We start from the raw sequence: 15,251 nt of genomic DNA, 5'->3' as shown, positions 1-15,251 counted from the left end.
CACCCCTCTGGTGCAGGCCTGCAAAGTTCGGCTTGCGGATTTGCTGGGTGAAATCTAGCGCGCAACGCAGCCAGGGCGAAACTGACAAAAATGCTAGGTAGTTACCTTCAAAGCGGCCGCAGCGCCCAATCGATCGGACTCATGCCATGCTGCTGCAAAAAGCCATTAGCCCGACTGAAATGGCCACAGCCAAAGAACCCACGATAGGCCGACAGCGGCGATGGATGCACCGACTTGAGCACCAGGTGCTTGGTGCCGTCGATCAGCTTTTGCTTGCTCTGGGCATGGGCGCCCCACAGCAGAAACACCACGTTGGGGCACTGCTCGCTGACCAGCTGAATGATTCGATCAGTAAACAACTCCCAACCTTTTTTCGCATGCGAAGCGGCATTGGCGCGCTCTACGGTCATGGTGGTGTTGAGCAACAACACGCCCTGATCGGCCCAGCTCTGCAGATAGCCATGATTAGGAATGGGCAGGTTCAAATCACGCTGCAGTTCTTTGTAGATGTTGACCAGCGAAGGCGGCGTAGCAATGCCCGGCTGCACCGAGAAACACAAACCGTGGGCCTGCCCCGGGCCGTGGTACGGGTCCTGGCCGAGAATGACCACTTTGACCTGGTTCAGCGGCGTCGAATTCAGCGCATTGAAAATCAGCGGACCCGGCGGATAGATCTCCTTGCCAGCGGCGTACTCCTGACGGAGGAATTCGCGCAGCTGGTGCATGTAGGGCTGGTCGAATTCAGCGCGTAGCGCCTCCTTCCAGCTGGGTTCGAGCTTGATGCGGTCGTCGTCGGTCATGGGGCTATCCAAAAGCAAAGTGGCGCGACACTAGGAAAGCTGCCCTGGCTTGTCAATCGATCCGACCGACGACCAGCGCGATCTGCTCAGCAGGCCATACTTGGCGGATGACTTGTGCGAGGTAGTCCATGTCCATTACAAGCGAGGTACTCACCGGCGTCGATGGCGCCCGGATCGGTATCGCCACCCTGGATGCACCCAAGGCGCTCAACGCATTGGGCCTGCCGATGATCGAGGTGCTCGACGAGCAACTGCGCGTTTGGGCCAGTGACCCGGGAATCGTCTGCGTGCTGCTGCGTGGCAGTGGCAGCAAGGCCTTTTGCGCTGGCGGCGACGTGCGCGCGCTGGTCGATGCATGCCGTGAGCATCCCGGTAGCGTCCCGCCGCTGGCGGCGACCTTCTTTGCCGCTGAATACCGCCTGGATTATCGCCTGCACACCTACCCTAAACCGCTATTGTGCTGGGGGCATGGGCATGTGCTCGGCGGTGGCATGGGCCTGCTGCAAGGCGCGGGGGTGCGTATCGTCACCCCCAGCAGCCGCTTGGCCATGCCGGAAATCAGTATTGGCTTGTACCCCGATGTGGGCGCCAGCTGGTTCCTCAGCCGCCTGCCCGGCAAGCTGGGGTTGTTCCTGGGGCTGACCGGGGCGCCGATCAACGCGCGTGATGCGCTCGATCTGGGCCTGGCGGATCGTTTCTTTGGCGAGCACCAGCAGGACGCGTTGATCGAGGAGCTGCTGCAACTGAACTGGCAAGAGCAAACCAACCTGCAATTGAACAGCCTGCTCAAGTGTGAACAGCACCGTGCCAGCGTCGAACTGCCGCAAGCACAGTGGTTACCACGCAGGGCGTTGATTGACGAGTTGCTCGATGTCGCCGATCCGGTAGCTGCCTGGCGGGCGCTGGCTGGGCTGCAGCAGCATAGCGACCCATTGTTGGCCAGCGCTGGACTACGCCTGCATGCTGGCTGCCCGCTCACTGCACACCTGGTCTGGGAGCAGATTCAGCGGGCCCGGCACCTGTCGTTGGCGCAAGTGTTCCAGATGGAATATGCGATGAGCCTTAATTGCTGCCGGCACCCGGAGTTTAGCGAAGGCGTGCGCGCGCGACTGATCGACAAGGACAACCAACCGCGCTGGCACTGGCCAGATGTGGCGCAGGTGCCCACAGCGGTGGTGGCGGCGCATTTCGCCAAAGTCTGGGAAGGGCGCCACCCCTTGGCCGATCTGTAGGGTTGTGCCGGAGCTGAAGGACGCCGCTACCCGCTTAGCGGTGCCAGTTGCGTTCACCGCGCGGCCCATCCGGGCGGCGATTGCGGTCACCGCGGCCGTTGGAGTGCCAGCGATCATCCTGGTAGCGGCGGTTGTCGTTGCGGTAGTCATGCCGGTCGCGGTCGCGACCATAGTCATAGCGCTGGCGGTTGCCGTAGTCATTGCGCGGATTGCCGTGCCACTGCTTCACCCCAGGCTGCGGATAAGGCCGGTAATGCGGCACTGGCGCTGGCCGATAGTAACGCGGCGCCGGTTGGTAATAGCGCGGTGCGGCTTGATAGTAGTAGCGCGGCTGCGGCGCTACGTAATAGCCGCGGTCATAGCGTTGATAGCCGGGATAGGCGTAGCGATCGGCGCTGTAGTACTCGGTGCGATAGTAGCCGCCGTTACCGTAATAAGGGGCGCAGGCGCTGGTCAGCAGCGCCAGCAGGGCGATCAGCAAGATTCGTGGGGACATGGCGGCCTCCTGGACCGCTGGAGTGCCCGGCACAGCGGCGCTGGCGAGCGTCGATCGGCATGCGTTGATCGACACTGATTAAGACAGTTGCGCCAAGGTCCAGTGCCATTTGCGCAACAAATTGAAACAAGTCGGATACCCCCAAAAAACATGCAGTCATTTTCCGGTCATCTCACTAGAATGGCGCCACTGGCACACATCACGGGAAGATCATGCCGTCACGTTCCGCCTTGTTCTCACAACGCTCGCTGATCCTGACCCTGCTGCTGTTGCTGGCGTGTGGTTTTCTGGCCACTTCCCTGCTCGGCTATTTCGCCTCGCGTAGCGCCATTCGCGATGGCATCGTCAATACCGAGTTGCCCCTGACCTCCGACACGGTCTATTCGGAGATCCAGAAAGACCTGATCCGCCCAGTGCTGATCTCCTCGATGATGGCCCAGGACACCTTCCTGCGTGACTGGGTGCTGGCCGGCGAACAGGACGCCGAGCGCATCACCCGCTATCTGGGCGAGGTGATGGGCAATCAGGACACCTGCACCGCCTTCTTCGTCTCCGAGCGCACGCTCACCTATTACCAGGCCAAGGGCGTGCTCAAGCAGATCAGGCCCGGCACCTGGCGCGATGCCTGGTACTACCGCCTGCGCGAGCTGAACGAGCCCTACGAGATCAACGTCGACCTGGACATGGCCAACCAGGACAAACTCACGGTGTTCATCAACTACCGGGTGCTCGACTATCAGGGCCAGTTCATTGGCGCTGCCGGGGTGGGCCTGAGCGTGGAGTCGGTCGTCAAGCTGATCGACGACTACCAGCGGCGCTACCAGCGCTCGGTGTTTTTCACCGATGCCAGCGGCAAGGTCTTGCTGACCGGCTCGAAGGGCACTGCGCATGGCCTGCGGGTGGGCCAGCAACTGGCCGAGAGCCGCGAGTTCGAACAACTGCTGGCGCGCATGCCCATCCCCGGCACTGGCAGCCATGACTACCTCGACAGCGAAGGCCACAGCCACTTTCTCAATGTGCGGCAGATCCCCGAACTTGACTGGTACCTGCTGGTAGACAAGCGCGAGACCGGCGCGCTGGAGCGGGTGCGCCAGTCGCTGTACTTGAATCTGGCGATCTGCGCAATGATCACCCTGGTGGTGTTGTCGCTGCTGCATGCCATGGTCAAGCGCCATCAAGACAGCATCGAAGCGCTGGCCACCCTCGACAGCCTCACCGGTCTGCCTAACCGGCGCAGCTTCGATCTGCTGGCCGGGCAAGCGTTGCAAGAAGCCCAACGCGACAGCACGCCCTTGGTGGCGCTGCTGATCGATCTGGATCATTTCAAGGTGCTCAACGACACCCACGGCCACCTGGCTGGCGACGAAGTGCTGCGCCAGTTCGCCAACGTCCTGCAGGGCAGCTTGCGCCAGTCGGATATACTTTGCCGCTGGGGCGGTGAGGAGTTCATCGTGCTGTTGCGTGAAGCCGATGGTCGGCAAGCGTTCGATGTGGCGGAAAAAATCCGCCGGCGCACTGAGCAGCTGACTTTCAGTTACAACGACCAGCCGCTACGCCTGACCACCAGCATCGGCCTGAGCAGCCTGCAACGGGACGACACCCTGCACACGCTGCTGACCCGCGCCGACCATGCCCTCTATCGTGCCAAACAGGGCGGACGCAACCGCGTCTGCTGCGAGACAGCCTCATGACCGACAGCCAGCGCTGCCCCGCCTGCGGCGCCCTCAACCAATGCGGCCTGGCCGACCCACGCAGCGCTACCCAGGGTTGCTGGTGCTTTGCCGTGACCATCGACCCGGCGGTGCTCCAAGCCCTGCCCGCCGAACTGCGCAACCAGGCTTGCCTGTGCCCACGTTGCGCGGCGGTCGATGAGCAGCTCAAAACACCGCCCCGTGGGAGCGGGCTTGCCCCGCGATAGCGTCAGATCAGCCCCCCCAATTGAGGCTGCTGATGCTATCGCGGAGAAGCAGCGAATCCGCCAGCAATTGGGTAGACTGCGCGCCCTTTTTCCACTTTCAGCTGCGCTCATGCGTCTCGACCGTTTCCTCGCCAACCTCCCTTGCTACAACCGCCAGCAGGTGCGCTTGCTGCTGGTGCAGCGGCGCGTGCGCGTGGATGGCGAGATCGTTGTCGATCCGCTGCATGAAGTGCGTGAGTTCAGCCGCGTCGAGGTCGATGAGCAGCTGCACCAGGCTGGCCGGCCTGCGCGCTACCTGATGCTGCACAAGCCTACGGGCTGCGTCAGTGCCACTCACGATCGGCAACATCGCACTGTGCTTGAGCTGTTGCCGGCCGAACTGCGCGAGGATTTGCACATTGCCGGGCGGCTGGACTTCAACACCACCGGGTTGCTGATCCTGACCAACGATGGCCAGTGGTCGCGGCGCTTGACGCAACCGAGCACCAAACTGCCGAAGGTCTATCAGGTGCAGACCGAGGATGAAATTGGCGAGCACTACCCTGCCAAGTTTCGCGAGGGGTTCTATTTTGCTTTCGAGGACCTGACCACCCTGCCCGCCCAGCTGCAGATCCTGGGTACGCATCAGGCCCGGCTGGAAATCGTCGAGGGGCGTTATCACCAGGTCAAGCGGATGTTCGGCCACTTTCAGAACAAGGTGATCGGGCTGCACCGGGAGAGCATGGGCAGCATTGTCCTGGACCCGGCCCTGGCGCCGGGCGAGTTCCGCGAGCTGACCCAGCAAGAGATCGCGGCGGTCTGAGACACGCGGTCATTCTCAGCAGTGCTATCGCGGGGCAAGCCCGCTCCCACGCTCCCCCGCTCCCATGCTCGGATTTCACGTGGGAGCGGGCTTGCCCCGCGATAGGGCCTGACCTGAGTTACGCCCCATACCAGCGCACCCACAACCGCCCAGCGGTTTTTCCTACACGATTACCCGAACGGCACTTGCGGGATCGCCAACCTGCTGCTTGAATCGAAATCGTCAGTCTGCATGTGACTTGCCAGTCACGACCGCAGTCCAAGACGCCTTTTGCCGGCCACCCAGGGTCTCGATACCCTGGGGCACGGCGAATTGCCCGCCAAAAACAATACCGTCGACACATGTGCCAAGGATCGACACAGGGCCCGGTAAAACTCTTCAAGGCATGTGCCTACCTGTCATAAACAACGTGCACCCTAGGTGACGCGAATACCCTTTTTGCGCCAGGAGTCGATGACATGAGGCCAGAAATCGCTGTACTTGATATCCAAGGTCAGTATCGGGTTTACACGGAGTTCCATCGCGCGCACGGCGCCGAGAAGACGATCATTCTGATCAACGGATCGCTGGCGACCACTGCCTCGTTTGCCCAGACGGTGCGCAGCCTGCACCCGCAATTCAATGTGGTGCTGTACGACCAGCCGTATGCCGGCAAGTCCAAGCCCCACAACCGCCAGGAGCGTCTGCTGACCAAGGAGACCGAGGCGCATATCCTCCTTGAGCTGATCGAGCACTTCCAGGCCGACCACGTGATGTCGTTCTCCTGGGGCGGTGCCTGCACCCTGCTGGCGCTGGCGCACCAGCCACGGTTGGTGAAAAAGGCCATCGTCAGCTCGTTCTCGCCAGTGATCAACGAACCCATGCGCGACTACCTGGAGCGCGGTTGCCAATACCTGGCCGCTTGCGATCGCTATCAGGTCGGCAACCTGGTCAACGACACCATTGGCAAGCACCTGCCGTCGCTGTTCAAGCGCTTCAACTACCGGCATGTCAGCAGCCTGGACAGCCATGAGTACGCGCAGATGCTGTTCCACATCAATCAGGTGCTGCAGCACGATCTGGAGCGGGCGCTAAAAGGCGCGGCGAACATCAATATCCCGGTGATGTTCATCAACGGTGATCGTGACGAATACACCACCGCCGAAGATGCCCGCCAGTTCGGCAAGCATGTGGGCCAGAGCCACTTCAGCGTGATCAATGGCGCCGGGCACTTCCTCGATATGGAGCACAAGACCGCCAGCGAAGCGCTGCGCAACGTCATGCTGGGCTTTCTCAAGCCGACCACGCGTGAGCCCCGTCAACGCAACCACTATGTACAGGGGCACCATGCACTGGCCATCTGAGCGCATCGGCGTCCTGTAGCCCTTTGACTACCCGCAGGCTACGGGCCGCCGACTGTTCTTTTTCAAGCCTGGGCTTTTCATCGCAGGAGGGTTCTGGTACAAAGTCGAGCTGCAAAGCGCAAGCCGCTTAGTAAAGGCGTCAAGCGGGTATAGTTTAATGGTAGAACAGTAGCTTCCCAAGCTTCCGACGAGGGTTCGATTCCCTCTACCCGCTCCACTTCTTGCTGCACCGGTTCAAGTAGTTCCGCATGACGTTGTCATAACGTCATCGCCTGTCAAAAGGAAGCCGAGGCTTCCTTTTTTCGTTTCTGCCCTTTGCTTGATCTGGCCCATGGCCTGCACCTGCCCAATCCGCTTGAATGCCCTGCGCGAAAATCCGCTTGCACGGAGCGCGCCGTGAGCGCATATGCTCACCTGCACTGTGAAACATTTCGAAAGGACTGCGCATGTTTCTCTCACGCTGGCTACCGGGCCTGGCCAACCTGCTGCACTACCGCCGCGAGTGGTTCCACGCTGACCTGCAGGCGGGCCTGTCGGTGGCAGCGATTCAGATCCCGATCGCCATCGCCTACGCCCAGATCGTCGGCCTACCGCCGCAGTACGGGCTGTACGCCTGCGTACTGCCGATGATGGTCTATGCCTTGATCGGCAGTTCACGGCAGTTGATGGTGGGGCCGGATGCGGCGACCTGCGCGATGATCGCCGGAGCCGTGGCGCCGTTGGCGATGGGTGATCCGCAGCGCATCGCCGAGCTGTCGGTGATCGTCACGGTGCTGGTGGGGGTGATGCTGATTGCCGCCGGTGTGGCGCGAGCTGGGTTCATTGCCAGCTTCTTCTCGCGGCCGATCCTGATTGGCTACCTCAACGGCATCGGCCTGAGCCTGATCGCCGGGCAATTGAGCAAGGTGGTGGGCTTCAAGATCGAGGGCGACGGGTTCATCCTCAGCCTGATCAACTTTGTTCAACGCCTGGGCGAGATCCACTGGCTGACCCTGCTGATCGGCGTGGCCGGCCTCGGCTTGCTGATCTGGCTGCCACGGCGTTATCCGCGCCTGCCAGCGGCGTTGGTCACCGTTGTGCTGTTCACCTTGCTGGTCGGACTATTCGGGCTCGACCATTTCGGCGTCGCCATCCTCGGCCCAGTGCCAGGCGGGATGCCCGAGCTGGCTTGGCCGCAAAGCAATCTGGCCGAGACCAAGAGCCTGCTGCGCGATGCCTTGGGTATCGCCACCGTCAGTTTTTGCAGCGCCATGCTCACCGCCCGCAGCTTCGCCGCCCGGCATGGCTATGCGATCAACGCCAACCACGAGTTCGTCGCCTTGGGGGTGAGTAACCTGGCTGCCGGGCTGTCGCAAGGTTTCGCCATCAGTGGCGCCGACTCACGTACCGCGGTCAACGACATGGTCGGCGGCAAGAGCCAACTGGTGGGCATCATTGCCGCACTGGTGATTGCCTTGATCCTGCTTTTCTTCACCGCCCCAATGGCCTGGATTCCCCAGGCTGCGCTCGGTGCTGTGCTGCTGATGGCTGGCTGGGGGCTGATCGATGTGCAGTCGCTGGGCAAGATCTATCGCCTGAGCCGCTTCGAGTTCTGGCTGTGCCTGCTGACCACCGTCGGTGTACTTGGCCTGGGGGTATTGCCGGGGATCGTGTTCGCCGTGACCTTGGCCATCCTGCGTCTGCTCTACAGCATCTACCAACCTACCGATGCAGTGCTCGGCTGGGCGCCGGGCATCGAAGGCCAGGTCGATGTGCGCCATCACCCCGACGCGCGCACGGTGCCAGGTTTGGTGGTGTACCGCTTCGATGATGCGATCCTGTTCTTCAATGCCGACTATTTCAAAATGCGCTTGCTCGACGCCGTGCAAGGCGAGGACAAGCCCCAGGCAGTGCTGTTCGATGCCGAGGCGGTGACCAGCATCGACGTCAGCGGTATCGCCGCCCTGCGCGAGGTGCGCGACACCCTCGCAGCACAAGGGATTCACTTCGCCATCGCCCGCGCCCGCGGCACCTTCCTGCGCATGCTGGTGCGCTCGGGAATGGCGCGAGAGATGGAAGACAAGCTGCTGTTCGGCTCGGTGCGGGCGGGGATACGGGCTTATCGGGTTTGGCGCAATCGGGCGCGTAAGGAGACGACGAACGATTAAGGCTTTGCGTGAGGCCACTAAGGGCTTGCTCTTCGATCAGTACCCGAGCCTGCGCAATACCTGTCCTTCCTCCAGCGCATCCGCCCGTCCATAAAAGCGCATCAGCGCCCCGGTCCTATTGGTAAAAATCCCATCCACCCCGGCCTGCATCGCCTTGGCGAAATCCACCGGCTCATCAAGGGTATACACATGCACCAGCAGCCCCTGTTGATGGCTGAGCTGGTTCATCCACGGCTCAATCAAATCGGCATAGCTCTGCTCGCCCAACTGGCTGCGCCGCGCCGATGGCCCTGTGGCGATCGCGCCGCCCGCCTTGGCAAACTCAAGCCAACGTTCGAACTCAGCCCGATCGCGAGGCCGCTGACGGGCGTAGAACGCCGCTTTGTCGCGCTCACCCGATTCGACAAACGACTGCCCCGAGGCCGGCTCGATACTGCCCTTGCCCACCCACAGCAACAGCACCTTGGGCACCTGTGGCATGGCCTCATGCAGCAGTCGCAGGCTGTTGCGATCAAACGTCTGCAGTACCACCCGCCCAGGCTTGTCCAGCCAGCCCCGCGCCTTGAGTCGCTCGGCCAGATCACGCTCGATGCCAGGAAACTGCCCCGGCATCTTGGTCTCGATATACAACCCAGGCCGCTGCTGCGGGCTGTCTTCTGCGATGTCGATCACCTCATCCAGGGTCAGGATTGGTAGCTGCTTGAACGAAGCCCGGGCGCGATCCGGATATGCCTGGTTGAACCAGCTGCCCGCGTCCAGCGATTTAAGCTCCGCCAAGGTGAAAGCGCTGACCGGGCTGTCACGGCGCGTGGGGAAGCGCTCGGCGACATCACTGGTGCGCGACAGCACATCATCGTGCACCACCACCAGCACGCCATCGCGGGTGCGTTGCAGGTCCAGCTCCAGATAGTCAGCGCCCAGTTCGCGGGCCAGCAGGTAAGCCGGCCTGGTGGACTCGGGCGCATCGAAAGACGCACCGCGATGGGCGATCACTACCGGATGTGCAATGCCCTGGGCAGCCGCCAAGCTGCGCCCATCGCTGGCTTGGGCCGCGCCCGACAACAGTGTTGCAAGGCCCAGTGCCCGTACGATCTGCGTGTACATCTTGGCTCTCCTGCGTCTCTATCCATGGCCAGACAGCCTCGCACAGCTTGCATGACATGCTAAAGTCCCCGCGATTTCCGCCTCTACCCCTGGACCCTCGCATGCCTGCACTAGACGCCCACCTGATCGCCTGGCCAACGCTCAACGCCAGCCATCCCTGCGATGCCTTGCTGCTGGGCAATGGTGCCAGCCGTGCGCTGTGGAAACCGTTCGGCTATTTCTCGCTGTTCGAACAGGCCCAGCGCGTGCGACACAAGGCCTTGGGTGTCAGCGACCAGGCGTTGTTCAAGGCGTTGGGCACAGAGTTGTTCGAGCCGGTGCTGAGCACCTTGAACACCACGGTCCGGGCCAACGCTGCGCTGGCGATCAACTCCACCGCGCCGCTGAACCGCTACTACTCGCTCAAAGAAGCGCTGATCCATGCCGTGCGCGCGGTGCATATGCCCTGGCCACTGATGCCAAGCGCCACCCTCTACACGATCAACCAGGCGCTGCGTGGCTATCGCCGTGTCTATACCAGCAACTACGACCTGCTCTTGCCCTGGGCGATGCGCCATGCACCGCAGGGGTTTGCCTCGCTGTTCGATGAAGAAGGCTTTTTCGATGTGCGCAACACGCGCAGCGAAGGTACGCGGGTGATGCACCTGCATGGCGGGCTGCACTTGCTCAAGCTGCCCGACGGCAGCACCCGCCAGCGCAGCGCCAATAACGCCGAGTTGCTCGATGGCTTTGCCGTGAACATTCCCGGTGAAGTGCCGTTGTTCATCAACGAGGATCGCAGCGAACACAAACTGCGGGCTATTCGTCATTCCGATTACCTGTCTTGGTGCCTGGGCCAACTCGCCGGTGAAACCCAGGGGCTATGCCTGTTCGGGCAGCATCTGGATAGCAGCGACCAACACCTGCTCGAGGCCATTCGCCAGGCGCGGCCGGCACACCTGGCGATCGCCATTCGGCCGCTGAGCGAGGCTTCGGTTATCAACCAAAAACAGCATTTCATTCAGCGGTTTGCCGATATTCCACACATTTCCCTGCACTTTTTCGACGCCAGCACCCACCCGTTGGGCGATACCCAGCTGGCCATCGACGTCCCCGCTGATTTCTCCCGGCGGCGCTGAACGAGCAATCAGTAAAACTTGGCAAATGTAAATAATTATCGATAAGATCCGCACCCTTTCTCCAGGCCAGCCCGGAAAGCGTGCATGCAGCGCCTCAAACCCGACCCAGCCGCCCAGGAATCCTGCCGGGGTTTCTATGCCGACATCCTGCACTTCCTGCGCAAGCGCATGGACAATGCCAGCGATGCCGCAGACATGACCCAGGACGTGTTCACCCAATGGCTGGGGTATCGCGACCGGGCCAAGGTCGAGCAGCCGCGGGCGTTTCTGTTCCAGATGGCGCGCAACCTGCTCAGCGACCATTGGCGCCGGCAGAAGGTGCGCCACAGCGCGCTGGGCGAAGAGCAGGCCGAGGTGCTGCACAGCGAGCCGGCCAACGACCCGCTCGACCACGCCCAGCGCCAGCAACGCCTGGAACATCTGCGCCAGGTGCTCGCGCAACTCTCGCCGCGGCGCCGCGAAGCCCTTATGCTGCATCGCTTCGAAGGACTGACCCAGGCGCAGATCGCACAACGCATGAATATTTCAGTAAGCATGGTCGAAAAGCACATCGCCGCCGCCCTGCTGCAGTGCAAGCAACGCCTGGACAGCGATAACGGCAGGGAGCACGCAGAATGACCCCTCTTGACGATCTCGACGCCAACTCGATCGACGCCCAGGCCGCCAGCTGGTTCAGCCGCAACCGCAATGCCCCCTCGCGTGAGGCACGCAAGGCCTTTGCCCAGTGGTTGCAAGACCCGCAGAACGCTCGCGCCTATCGCCAGTTCGAGCAACTATGGGACGACCTCGAGGCGCTCAAACAGGCCAACCGCCCGGTGCCCCTGGTGGTCCGCCGCGCGCCGCGCTGGCGCCCGGCCCTGGCCGCCGCCGCTGCGCTGCTGTGTGCGCTGCTGGCCGGCAATCTCGGCGCTGGCAGCAGCGCCTACCAACAGCGTCTGAGCGCCCAGCACGACCTGCGCAGCCTGCGCCTGCCCGACGGCAGCCAGTTGGTGATCAACGCCCAGACCCGGCTGCGCCTGGACTTCAGCGCCGAGCGCCGGCTGATCCACCTCGATCAAGGCCAGCTGTACATCGACGTGGCACCGGACAAGGAGCGGCCACTGCTCATCGACGCGGGCAGAGGACAAGTACGGGTGGTGGGCACAGGCTTCGATGTGCGCCGCGGTGAAAAGGAGCTGGTGGTCACAGTCGCCCACGGCCAGGTAGCCTTCGACACACCAGGCGAAACTAATCCGCCGCTGCTGCTCGGCGCAGGTCAACAGGCCACCTACGACACAACGCGAGGCACTGTCACCCAACAGGCATTGAACGACCAGCCGGTAGCCGACTGGCGCGACGGTCATGTGAGCTTTCGCAACCGCGAGTTGGCCAGCCTGATTGACGAACTCCGCCTGTACCGCGAACAGCCGGTGCTGCTGGCCGATCCGTCACTTGGGCAATACAAAGTCTCAGGGAATCTCGACGTACACGACCCGGACGCCCTGCTCAACGCCCTGCCCGCTCTGCTGCCGGTGAAAACCACCTTGCTGGCCGACGGACGCCTGCGCATCGACCGCCGCTGATTTTTTTAAGAATTTTTATCATTCGCAGGTGAGGACTTTTCTCAACGCCACGTCTTCCTCCCCGCCTGTCGCGCAATTGGCAGGCTTTTTCCGGCCTATTGCCGTTTGGGGGAATTCATGTTGTCCGCGTTGCGTCCGTTGCGATCCTTGCCTGTTCGTCCATCCCTGCTGGTGCTGTGCCTGGCTGTGAGCCTGGCCGCCGAGGCCGCGCCTGTACAGCTCGACCTGCCGGCCCAAGCGCTGGCCCGCTCGCTCAGCCAACTGGCACAGCAGGCCAAGGTGCAGTTGCTGTTCGATGAGGCGGTGCTGCGCGATGCCCAGGCCCCTGCGCTCAACGGCGCCTATGAGGCGCACGAGGCGATCTCCCGCCTGCTGGCCGGCAGCCGCTTCAGCGTACTGCGCATGGGTGAAACCTACGTGGTGCGCCTGCGCGAGGACCAACCCAACGCCGACAACAGCATCCAGCTCGGCGCCCTGAGCATCGTCGGCGATGGCCAGCAGGTCACACCCGACAACGTCGGCCGCTCGACCCTGGACCAGGAACAGATCGACCGCTACCAGCCCAGCAACATCCCCAGCGTCTTGGCCACCCTGCCTGGAGTGAACATGGGCGGTTCGGCCAAACCTGGCGGGCAGACCATCAACATCTGGGGCATGGGTGACGCCGAAGATGTGCCGATGACCGTCGACGGCGCTACCAAGAGCGGTTTCGAGCGCTACCAGCAGGGCACCATCTTCATCGAGCCAGAACTGATCAAGTTCATCGAGGTGGAAAAAGGCCCGCACTCGGTCAAGACCGGCAACGGCGGCTTTGGTGGCAGCGTCAACATGCAGACCAAGGACGCCAGCGACCTGCTGCAAGAGGGCCGCAACAGCGGCGCGATGGTCAAGTACGGCTACGCCAGCAACGACCACCAGCAGATCTACAGCTCGGCGCTGTTCGGCCGCAGCGACGATGGCCGCATCGACGGTTTGGTCTACCTGACCAAGCGCGACGGCGGCGACATGAAAATGGCCGACCGCCTGCCCGATCCGGAAAACCGCTACCCGATCAACCCCAAGCGCCTGCCCAACAGCGCCTTGGACCTGGAAGGCGCTTTGCTCAAGAGCAACATCCACTTTACCGACGAGCACAGCCTGGGGCTGTCCTGGTCGCGCTCGCAGACCGAGCGCTGGACGGGCTTCTCGTCCACCGCCTACCCGACCCCGCCGACCCAGGCCAACATCGATCGCTATGGCTACGAAAACGCGATCAAACGCTTCCTCGCCCTGCGCAACACGGTCGACACCACCTGGTCGGCCACCTACAACTACCAGCCGATCGAAAATCCCTGGGTCGATTTGCAGGTCAAATATTCCGAGTCAGATACCGACCAGACTGACGAACGCAACGCCACGGCGTTCTTCCAGGCCGCCACGGGCGGGCGCAAGATGGACACCGAGTACAAGGACCGCATGCTCGATGTGAAGAACACCAGCCTGTTCACCACCGGCCCGCTCGAACATGCGCTGACCGCAGGGTTGCAAGTGCGCCAGCATGAGCGGGATACGCAGATGTGGATGCCGGGCAAGATGTACGACGTGCCCAAGTACAACTACGGCCATTTCCAGCCGTACTTCATGCCGCGTGGCAAGGTCGAGAGCCAGGGCTACTACCTGCAGGATGCGATCACCATTGGCGACCTGACCATCACCCCATCGCTGCGTTACGACCACGTGACCAACGAAGGCGAGCCAAACCAGGCGCCCTACTACAACAGCCCAGCAGCCGGTCACGACTACAGCGCCAAGACCTACAGCGGCTGGTCGCCGCGCCTGGCGCTGTTCTACAAGCTAAACGACCAGCACGCGCTGTTCGCCAACTACAGCAAGACCTGGCGTGCCCCGGTGCTGGACGAGCAGTACGAAGTGCAAGGCGTGGGCAGCCGCACGGCCACCAGCCGTAACCTCGACCCCGAGCGCATCACCGGCATTCGCCTGGGCAGCATCAGCAATTTCTCCAACGTGTTCGTGCAGGGCGACAGCGCACAGATTCGCACCACGCTGTTCCGCAACCATGTCAAAGACGAGATTTTCAAAGCCACGGGTATTGGTTGCCAGCAGCAGATGGTCACTGGCGGCACCATCGCCCAGACCTGCGGCGGCGGGCTGATGAGCAACTACCGCAACATTGGCGACACGGTGTACCAGGGCTATGAGGTGGAGACCTTCTACGACGCCACCTACCTGTTCGGTGCCCTGTCGTACGCCTGGATGGAAGGCCGCCACGAAGGCGCCTACACCAACCCATGGGGGCCGGATGTGTGGGCCAAGGACGTGCCGGCGCCCAAGTGGATCGCCACCCTGGGCGTGAAGATTCCGGCCTGGGATGCCCGCGTCGGCTGGACTGCCGAGTTCGTTAGCAAGACTCACCATCTGCCCAGCGACAAGTACTTCGAAGGCCCGGCCAGCGCATTGGGCGACCGCTACTACGACAACTTCGGCAACGAGCGTTATCAGATCCACGGCCTGTTCGCCAACTGGAAACCGCAGCAGCCTTACCTGAAAGGCACTGAGGTCAACCTGACGGTGGACAACCTGTTCAATGTGTCGGTGCGGCCGGAATTGTCTGGGGAAAATGCCTACACCATCGGGCGTAATGCCAAGGTCAGTGTGACCCGGTTCTTCTGAAACATCTGACACTTCGCGGCGCCCTTTTCGCGGGCAAGCCCGCTCCCACAGGGATAGCG

General features: G+C 62.3%; 13 protein-coding genes and 1 tRNA gene. 11 read left to right on the top strand and 3 right to left on the bottom strand.

Annotation, left to right across the window (positions count from 1 at the left end):
• Positions 1-107: 107 nt before the first annotated feature.
• The gene (gene ung / locus AAZU54_RS07470) at positions 108-800 is read right to left on the bottom strand and encodes a uracil-DNA glycosylase (protein WP_186553984.1); all 693 of its coding nucleotides are present in this window, start codon (positions 798-800) and stop codon (positions 108-110) included.
• Positions 801-928: 128 nt separating this feature from the next.
• Here ung and AAZU54_RS07465 point away from each other — a divergent pair, with 128 nt between their 5' ends.
• Positions 929-2,032, top strand: a complete 1,104-nt coding sequence (locus AAZU54_RS07465; RefSeq protein ID WP_434726919.1) for an enoyl-CoA hydratase/isomerase family protein — start codon at positions 929-931, stop codon at positions 2,030-2,032.
• Positions 2,033-2,066: 34 nt separating this feature from the next.
• Here the strand turns inward: AAZU54_RS07465 and AAZU54_RS07460 are convergent, their stop codons facing one another.
• A complete protein-coding gene (locus AAZU54_RS07460) occupies positions 2,067-2,528 on the bottom strand; it encodes a hypothetical protein (RefSeq protein ID WP_312155641.1) in 462 nt (153 codons plus the stop codon).
• A 212-nt stretch (positions 2,529-2,740) separates the two neighbouring features.
• Between AAZU54_RS07460 and AAZU54_RS07455 the strand changes: the two genes are divergently transcribed.
• From AAZU54_RS07455 to AAZU54_RS07430, 6 genes are all read left to right on the top strand, one after another.
• Positions 2,741-4,219 (top strand): sensor domain-containing diguanylate cyclase, encoded by a 1,479-nt coding sequence (locus AAZU54_RS07455; RefSeq protein ID WP_434726918.1) that lies wholly within the window; start codon positions 2,741-2,743, stop codon positions 4,217-4,219.
• Positions 4,216-4,446: a cysteine-rich CWC family protein gene (locus AAZU54_RS07450; RefSeq protein WP_186553980.1), complete on the top strand. Its 231-nt coding sequence runs from the start codon at positions 4,216-4,218 to the stop codon at positions 4,444-4,446. The genes AAZU54_RS07455 and AAZU54_RS07450 overlap by 4 nt, the downstream gene beginning before the upstream one ends.
• A gap of 109 nt (positions 4,447-4,555) precedes the next feature.
• Positions 4,556-5,248, top strand: coding sequence for a pseudouridine synthase (locus tag AAZU54_RS07445; protein ID WP_434726917.1), 693 nt, complete (start codon positions 4,556-4,558; stop codon positions 5,246-5,248).
• A gap of 458 nt (positions 5,249-5,706) precedes the next feature.
• Positions 5,707-6,591 carry an alpha/beta fold hydrolase gene (locus AAZU54_RS07440; protein WP_186553978.1) on the top strand — a complete coding sequence of 295 codons (885 nt, stop codon included), beginning with the start codon at positions 5,707-5,709 and terminating at the stop codon, positions 6,589-6,591.
• Between the two features lie 143 nt (positions 6,592-6,734).
• Positions 6,735-6,808, top strand: a tRNA-Gly gene (locus AAZU54_RS07435).
• Between the two features lie 229 nt (positions 6,809-7,037).
• Positions 7,038-8,738, top strand: a complete 1,701-nt coding sequence (locus AAZU54_RS07430; protein WP_312153801.1) for a SulP family inorganic anion transporter — start codon at positions 7,038-7,040, stop codon at positions 8,736-8,738.
• Between the two features lie 36 nt (positions 8,739-8,774).
• On the opposite strand, the gene AAZU54_RS07425 is transcribed toward AAZU54_RS07430, so the two are convergent.
• Entirely contained in the window at positions 8,775-9,842 is a 1,068-nt protein-coding gene (locus AAZU54_RS07425) for a glycerophosphodiester phosphodiesterase family protein (protein ID WP_434726916.1), read from the bottom strand.
• A gap of 101 nt (positions 9,843-9,943) precedes the next feature.
• Here AAZU54_RS07425 and AAZU54_RS07420 point away from each other — a divergent pair, with 101 nt between their 5' ends.
• The 4 genes from AAZU54_RS07420 to AAZU54_RS07405 all read left to right on the top strand — a co-directional run bounded on the left by AAZU54_RS07420 (position 9,944) and on the right by AAZU54_RS07405 (position 15,192).
• Entirely contained in the window at positions 9,944-10,960 is a 1,017-nt protein-coding gene (locus AAZU54_RS07420; protein WP_405129537.1) for a DUF4917 family protein, read from the top strand.
• Positions 10,961-11,044: 84 nt separating this feature from the next.
• On the top strand, positions 11,045-11,578 hold the full coding sequence (locus tag AAZU54_RS07415) for an RNA polymerase sigma factor (protein WP_186553974.1): 534 nt from the start codon (positions 11,045-11,047) through the stop codon (positions 11,576-11,578).
• Positions 11,575-12,522 carry a FecR family protein gene (locus tag AAZU54_RS07410; RefSeq protein ID WP_186553973.1) on the top strand — a complete coding sequence of 316 codons (948 nt, stop codon included), beginning with the start codon at positions 11,575-11,577 and terminating at the stop codon, positions 12,520-12,522. Before AAZU54_RS07415 ends, AAZU54_RS07410 begins: the two co-directional genes overlap by 4 nt.
• Before the next feature lie 117 nt (positions 12,523-12,639).
• Entirely contained in the window at positions 12,640-15,192 is a 2,553-nt protein-coding gene (locus AAZU54_RS07405) for a TonB-dependent hemoglobin/transferrin/lactoferrin family receptor (protein ID WP_434726915.1), read from the top strand.
• Positions 15,193-15,251 lie beyond the last annotated feature (59 nt).

The organism is Pseudomonas sp. Je.1.5.c (genome assembly GCF_051129895.1).
GTDB lineage: Bacteria > Pseudomonadota > Gammaproteobacteria > Pseudomonadales > Pseudomonadaceae > Aquipseudomonas > Aquipseudomonas urmiensis.
The sequence above is the reverse complement of the archived record's forward strand: the minus strand, read 5'-3'. Positions and strand labels throughout refer to the sequence as shown.

Bases quoted from the DNA above. Each gene is read 5' to 3' on its own strand.
- AAZU54_RS07425 (WP_434726916.1), bottom strand. From the start codon at position 9,842: ATGTACACGCAGATCGTACGGGCACTGGGCCTTGCAACACTGTTGTCG.
- AAZU54_RS07455 (WP_434726918.1), top strand. From the start codon at position 2,741: ATGCCGTCACGTTCCGCCTTGTTCTCACAACGCTCGCTGATCCTGACC.
- AAZU54_RS07440 (WP_186553978.1), top strand. From the start codon at position 5,707: ATGAGGCCAGAAATCGCTGTACTTGATATCCAAGGTCAGTATCGGGTT.
- AAZU54_RS07405 (WP_434726915.1), top strand. From the start codon at position 12,640: ATGTTGTCCGCGTTGCGTCCGTTGCGATCCTTGCCTGTTCGTCCATCC.
- AAZU54_RS07420 (WP_405129537.1), top strand. From the start codon at position 9,944: ATGCCTGCACTAGACGCCCACCTGATCGCCTGGCCAACGCTCAACGCC.
- AAZU54_RS07465 (WP_434726919.1), top strand. From the start codon at position 929: ATGTCCATTACAAGCGAGGTACTCACCGGCGTCGATGGCGCCCGGATC.
- AAZU54_RS07415 (WP_186553974.1), top strand. From the start codon at position 11,045: ATGCAGCGCCTCAAACCCGACCCAGCCGCCCAGGAATCCTGCCGGGGT.
- AAZU54_RS07460 (WP_312155641.1), bottom strand. From the start codon at position 2,528: ATGTCCCCACGAATCTTGCTGATCGCCCTGCTGGCGCTGCTGACCAGC.
- AAZU54_RS07445 (WP_434726917.1), top strand. From the start codon at position 4,556: ATGCGTCTCGACCGTTTCCTCGCCAACCTCCCTTGCTACAACCGCCAG.
- AAZU54_RS07450 (WP_186553980.1), top strand. From the start codon at position 4,216: ATGACCGACAGCCAGCGCTGCCCCGCCTGCGGCGCCCTCAACCAATGC.
- ung (WP_186553984.1), bottom strand. From the start codon at position 800: ATGACCGACGACGACCGCATCAAGCTCGAACCCAGCTGGAAGGAGGCG.
- AAZU54_RS07430 (WP_312153801.1), top strand. From the start codon at position 7,038: ATGTTTCTCTCACGCTGGCTACCGGGCCTGGCCAACCTGCTGCACTAC.
- AAZU54_RS07410 (WP_186553973.1), top strand. From the start codon at position 11,575: ATGACCCCTCTTGACGATCTCGACGCCAACTCGATCGACGCCCAGGCC.